The sequence below is a fragment of the Candidatus Ruminimicrobium bovinum genome, from assembly GCF_902760015.1.
Taxonomy (GTDB): Bacteria; Elusimicrobiota; Endomicrobiia; order Endomicrobiales; family Endomicrobiaceae; genus Ruminimicrobium; species Ruminimicrobium bovinum.
The window spans coordinates 1-5,399 of sequence record NZ_CACWEU010000184.1; the positions used below are offsets into that span (position 1 = coordinate 1).

Here is a 5,399-nt window from a genome sequence, read left to right on the forward strand (position 1 = left end):
GTCATGCCATATGTTATATTTTTTATTTGCATTGCAACACCTTTTTTTAACTTCTTAAATGTCGCATATGTGTTTTAACTTTTCCAGAATTTTGAAGATTGGCTGATTTAAAGATTGAAGTAGAATTAATAATGAATTTTTAATTTTTAAAAATGACAAAAATATGAAAATTTTATATAATGTTGCGAGAATAACATTAAAACAGAGGTAATAAAATGAAAAAATTTATTATAAGTTTTATTTTATTTATGTGTATTACACCTTTTATTTTTGCGGATAAAATTTCAACCGACAAAAGTGGTTTTGAAAAAATATCCTCAAAAATTTATGATGCGGTTTATGATATGAGATACTATTCCGATTATAATTTTACCGGTCATAGAATAAACGGGTATAAAGCACCCGTTGCATATATGACAAAGGAAGCTCTTGCTGCACTTGTAATTGCAGCCGAGGATTTAAGAAAACAAGGTTATAGAATTCTTGTTTGGGATACATACAGACCGCAAAAAGCCGTTACTGATTTTGTTACTTGGATAAATGATCCTAACGACCCAGGAAATAAATCTTTTTATCCGGATATAAAAAAATCGGATCTTCTTGCAGGCAATTATGTTGCTGCAAAATCAGGACATTCAAGAGGCAGCACAATAGATTTAACAATAATAAAGCAAGACGGTAGTTTTGTTGATATGGGAGGAACTTTTGATTTCTTCGGAGAGAAATCCCATCCGGATTACAAAAAAATCTCAAAGAAACAAAAGGAAAACAGAAAGATCTTAAGAGATGCTATGTTAAAAGCAGGATTTAAACCAATTGATTCGGAGTGGTGGCATTTTACTTTAAAAAACGAGCCATATCCTGATACTTATTTTGATTTTGATGTTGAATAATTTTTACTGTGTAAAAACTAATTAAGAGCTTATGGTTTAGAGCTAAGAATTCAATTGTTTAAAAATAACTATACCGTATTGTTGTAAGTTATTTTTACCTTTTTTTGTTGAAGGTTCTTGTCCGTTAAATGAAACTTCTTGAAAATTTTTCTTTTTAAAAAATTTTTTAGGAATTGTTTGCGGTTGATTTGCAGAATTTATTATAAATGTATATTTTTCATTATTATAAAGAAAAGTTTTTGCTTTTAAAGGTTCTTTTATTTCTATGGGATTATCCGAAAGTTTTGCTTGCAAAATATTTCTTACCGCTGCCATTTCATTAGCAACGGAACTTAAATCCTTCCAATTATCCGGCTTTGACTGCGGTAAGGGAACACCTTTTGAAGTATATATAAAATAAAACAGCCCTGTAGCTCCGTTAAAAACCGCATCATACGACATAAAACGTATTTCCTCTTTTGTAGGGAACCTGCCTATTCTGTCATTATCGGGTCTGTATTGTTTAAATTCTTTCCAATCAAAAGCTTGAACTACTGCCCATAATTCCTTTTTTGAACAATTCATTTCATTTAAGAAATCTTTCGCAATACGTATTTGATTACCAAAAGATTCTAACGGTAAATGAGGAACAGGATACCAATCAACCATTAAAATATCGGCTAAATCGTAATAAGGAATTTCCGTTTTTCCCTGACCTATAACAAAAACCGTTTTTACTCGAGGAAAAATGTTTTTTGTGTTAACGTCTAATGTATTCAATTTTTCTCTTGATAATTTCGCAACGTCGGGCTCATCAAAAATATACCATGCAAGAACTGGCCAGTTTTCTATTTCTTCCTGATATTCTTTACGAATTATTTTACTTGAAGGTATAACAAGTTTTATATTCTGTTTTACTGCTTCATCAGCCAATAATTTAAGTGTTTCGGGTTCGGATTTATAAGTTTGAATTGTATCAAACCCCGCTTCTTTAACCGTTTTAATGTCTTCCGGATTATTTACTCCGTATATTCCTATCGGAAAGTCGGCATATAATAAGTTAATATTAAAAGCAAAAAACAATATTAAAAGAATTCTTATAAATATCATATTTTAATAACAAATCAATTTGTTTTCTTGTAGTTTTTTTGAATCTTTTGAATTTTAAGTATTACTCTATATGTTACGGCATTTATGAATATAAGAACGGCAGCTGCAATAATACCTTTCCATATATCAAAAAAATACCCGACAAAACAACCTAATAAAATATCAAATGTAATCAAAAAAGAAAACAAAATATTCATATTCAATTTTTATATTCTCTTACCAAATATATAAGTTTACCCACAATTTTTATGTTATCCGACGTTATTGTAGGATACTTTGGATTTGAAGATTTTAAAAATATTCTGTCATTTTCTTTAAAAAACATTTTTATTGCAGATTCTCCGTCAATCAAAGCAACGACAACTTCTCCGTTTTGAACACTATCCGTATCGGAAACAACAATGGTATCGCCTTCAAAAATACCTGACGGTTCCATACTGTCACCTTTAACTTTTAAAGCAAAACATTTTCTGTTTCTTGTTATATCGGTATTTATGTAAACATAATCCTGTGCATCTTCAATTTGTTCCAAAAAAGTTCCGGCATGAACGCTGCCTAAAACAGGAACTTGTGTGAAATTTTGCCTTTTCGGAAAATCTATTCCTCTTGAAATTGAACCTCTTTTAATCAAAGCTCCTTTTGCCAACAATCCCCTTAAATGCTGTTGTATTGAACCGATTGAAAGTTTAAAATTTGTTGCAATTTCTCTAACCGTAGGCATCATCGCATTTTGTGCATGAAATGCTTTTATAAAATCCAAAACCTTTTTTTGTTTTTCCGTTAATTCTTTCATTTTAAAAAACCCCTTTATTTGCAAATAATATACAAGTATTATAATACAAATCTCAGTAAAAAGTCAAATTTAAAACGACAAATTACTTTTTTTCTTCGGTTTGCGGTTTTTCTTCTGTTTTAGGGCTGTCACCTTTTGCGACTTCGTCGGCATAATTCATTTGCAAATTGGAAATTGTATCATCTAAAAGTTTTTCTTCCGTTTTGGTTAAATTACCTTTAGTTTTTTCTTTTAACATCGTTAACATTTCTATTGTTACCTGAGCGGATTTTAAATCCTTTGTTATTTTATTATCTACCGGGTTTGGAATTTTACCGAGTTGTTGCCAGCATGCGGATGCAAACATTGAAATTAAACTGAATAAATGTTGATTAAGTTCTTTCGGATCCATTTTTTCTCCTTAAATTTGCTATGCAAATTTAGGTTATAGGTTTATGGATTATAGGGTTATAAGTTACCTTTTAGTTTTTTGTTGTTCAACCTATAACCTCATAACCCTATCACCCTATAACCAATATTAATTATACATTAAAATACTTGTCTACCGTAAATTGTATTCTTTTTAAAACTTCGTCTTTACCCATAACTTCCATCATGTGAAACAAACTCGGACCTTGTGTTCTGCCGGAAATTGCAACCCTTATCGGATGAAAAACTTTACCGTTACTGAAACCGAGTTCTGTTGCCAAATCCCTTGCAAATTTTTCAAGTGCTTCAGGTGAAAAATCCTGCTGATTAGGCAACCTTCTTAAACATTCGTTTAACACAATTTTTGAGCTGTCTTTTTTAGTTTCCGATAATAAAACTTTTGATACGGCTTGTTCATCAAAAGATAACTCTTTAAAAAAGAAATCAACAAGCCCGGGAATATCTTTTAACAATTTTACTTTTTCATGTTCCAACGAAATTGCTTTTTTAAGTAAATCTTTATCCCAATCCTTTATTAAATCCTGTTGGTTTGTATATTCTATCCAATCTATAAACAAATTATAAATTTCTTCATCGGATTTACTTCTTATATATTCACCGTTCATCCATAATAATTTTGAAGGGTCAAATGTTGCCGGGCTTGAATTACACCTGTCCAATGAAAAATTTTCTATTAAACTGTTACCGAAAAACAATTGCTGGCTGTCTTCGGTTGACCAGCCGAGTAATGCCAAATAATTTATTAAAGCATCCTGAAGATATCCTTCTTTTCTGTATTCAAGAACGGAAGTATGCCCGTGCCTTTTTGAAAGTCTTGCACCGTCGGAACCGAGTATCATTGACAAATGTGCAAATATCGGCGGTTCCCACCCGAGTGCTTTAAATATGTGAATTTGTCTCGGTGTATTTGAAATATGGTCATCCCCCCTTATAACGTGCGACATTTGCATTAAATGGTCGTCTATTACACAAGCAAAATTATATGTGGGCACACCGTTGGCTTTCATCAAAACAAAATCGTCAAGCAAAGCATTTTCAAAACTTACATGCCCGCGAACTATATCGTCAAATTCTATTTTTCCTTCTTTAGGCATTCTAAACCTTATTACTGCGGTTCTTCCCTGTTTCTCATATTCTTCCTGTTGCTGTTTTGTTAAATTTGCACAATGTCCGTTATATTTCGGCGGTTGTTTTGCAAGCCGTGCCTGCTCTCTCATTTTTTCAACTTCTTCGGGTGTGCAGTAACATTTATATGCATAACCTTTTTCAAGAAGTATATCAATATATTTTTGATATATTCCCTGTTCCTTTCTTTTCATTTGGTAGTAAGGCGCATATTCGGGTAATTCGTTTCCCGGACCTTCGTCCCAATTTAGTTTTAACCACTTCATTGCATTTATTATAATACCCGTTGAAGCTTCCGTTGACCTTGCTTCATCGGTATCTTCTATTCTTAAAATAAAAGTTCCTTTTTCTTTTTTTGCAAAAAGATAATTGAACAATGCCGTCCTGACACCACCTATGTGTAAATCTCCCGTAGGTGAAGGAGCAAACCTTACTCTGATTGCCATTTCCTACTCCTTAAAAGTTTATAAAAATTAATAATTATCCGCAGCTACTTCCTGAAAAGATTTCGGATGATTGCATGCCGGGCACAAATCCAAAGCTTCTTTAGATTCATAAACATACCCGCAATTTCTGCATCTCCATTTAACAACACCGTCTTTTGTGAATACTTTTTCATATTTTATATTTTCAATAAGTTTTCTGTATCTTGCTTCATGTTCCTTTTCGGCAACAGCTATTGCTGTAAAAACATCTGCAATTTCGTCAAAACCTTCTTCTTTTGCAATTTTTGCAAATTCGGGATATGCCTTTGACCATTCTTCTTTTTCGCCGTCGGCAGCAGCTTGTAAATTTTCAACGGTTGTTCCTATTTTACCTGCAGGAAAACTTGCGGTAATTTCAACTTCTCCGCCTTGAAGAAATTTAAAAAATCTTTTTGCATGCTCTTTTTCATTGTCGGCGGTTTCTGTAAAGATTGCACAAATTTGTTCATAACCTTCTTTTTTTGCGGCTGATGCAAAAAATGTATATCTGTTTCTTGCCTGTGATTCACCTGCAAACGACTGTAATAAATTTTTTTCCGTTTTTGTTCCTTTTAAACTTTTCATAAACAAGCTCTCCTATTTTTA

Annotated in this window: 7 protein-coding genes; 1 reads left to right on the top strand and 6 read right to left on the bottom strand. The window is 32.2% G+C overall.

The genetic code is table 11. The features are described from left to right. Positions 1–215 precede the first annotated feature (215 nt). Entirely contained in the window at positions 216–893 is a 678-nt protein-coding gene (locus ACMUOV_RS06205) for a M15 family metallopeptidase (protein WP_413854239.1), read from the top strand. Between the two features lie 42 nt (positions 894–935). Here the strand turns inward: ACMUOV_RS06205 and ACMUOV_RS06210 are convergent, their stop codons facing one another. The 6 genes from ACMUOV_RS06210 to rbr all read right to left on the bottom strand — a co-directional run bounded on the left by ACMUOV_RS06210 (position 936) and on the right by rbr (position 5,378). After that, a complete protein-coding gene (locus tag ACMUOV_RS06210) occupies positions 936–1,982 on the bottom strand; it encodes a hypothetical protein (protein WP_413854240.1) in 1,047 nt (348 codons plus the stop codon). 14 nt (positions 1,983–1,996) lie between these two features. Further along, complete coding sequence (locus tag ACMUOV_RS06215; protein ID WP_413854241.1) at positions 1,997–2,185, bottom strand: hypothetical protein; 189 nt, start codon at positions 2,183–2,185, stop codon at positions 1,997–1,999. Then, the gene (gene lexA, locus ACMUOV_RS06220) at positions 2,182–2,775 is read right to left on the bottom strand and encodes a transcriptional repressor LexA (protein ID WP_413854242.1); all 594 of its coding nucleotides are present in this window, start codon (positions 2,773–2,775) and stop codon (positions 2,182–2,184) included. The genes ACMUOV_RS06215 and lexA overlap by 4 nt, the downstream gene beginning before the upstream one ends. Positions 2,776–2,857: 82 nt before the next feature. Beyond that, positions 2,858–3,166: a DUF1844 domain-containing protein gene (locus tag ACMUOV_RS06225; protein ID WP_413854243.1), complete on the bottom strand. Its 309-nt coding sequence runs from the start codon at positions 3,164–3,166 to the stop codon at positions 2,858–2,860. A gap of 130 nt (positions 3,167–3,296) precedes the next feature. Then, on the bottom strand, positions 3,297–4,775 hold the full coding sequence (gene gltX / locus ACMUOV_RS06230) for a glutamate--tRNA ligase (protein WP_413854244.1): 1,479 nt from the start codon (positions 4,773–4,775) through the stop codon (positions 3,297–3,299). 27 nt (positions 4,776–4,802) lie between these two features. After that, entirely contained in the window at positions 4,803–5,378 is a 576-nt protein-coding gene (rbr, locus tag ACMUOV_RS06235) for a rubrerythrin (RefSeq protein WP_413854245.1), read from the bottom strand. Positions 5,379–5,399: the final 21 nt, after the last annotated feature.

Coding starts and splice junctions, on each gene's coding strand:
- ACMUOV_RS06205 (WP_413854239.1), top strand. CDS start 216: ATGAAAAAATTTATTATAAGTTTTATTTTATTTATGTGTATTACACCT.
- ACMUOV_RS06210 (WP_413854240.1), bottom strand. CDS start 1,982: ATGATATTTATAAGAATTCTTTTAATATTGTTTTTTGCTTTTAATATT.
- lexA (WP_413854242.1), bottom strand. CDS start 2,775: ATGAAAGAATTAACGGAAAAACAAAAAAAGGTTTTGGATTTTATAAAA.
- ACMUOV_RS06225 (WP_413854243.1), bottom strand. CDS start 3,166: ATGGATCCGAAAGAACTTAATCAACATTTATTCAGTTTAATTTCAATG.
- gltX (WP_413854244.1), bottom strand. CDS start 4,775: ATGGCAATCAGAGTAAGGTTTGCTCCTTCACCTACGGGAGATTTACAC.
- rbr (WP_413854245.1), bottom strand. CDS start 5,378: ATGAAAAGTTTAAAAGGAACAAAAACGGAAAAAAATTTATTACAGTCG.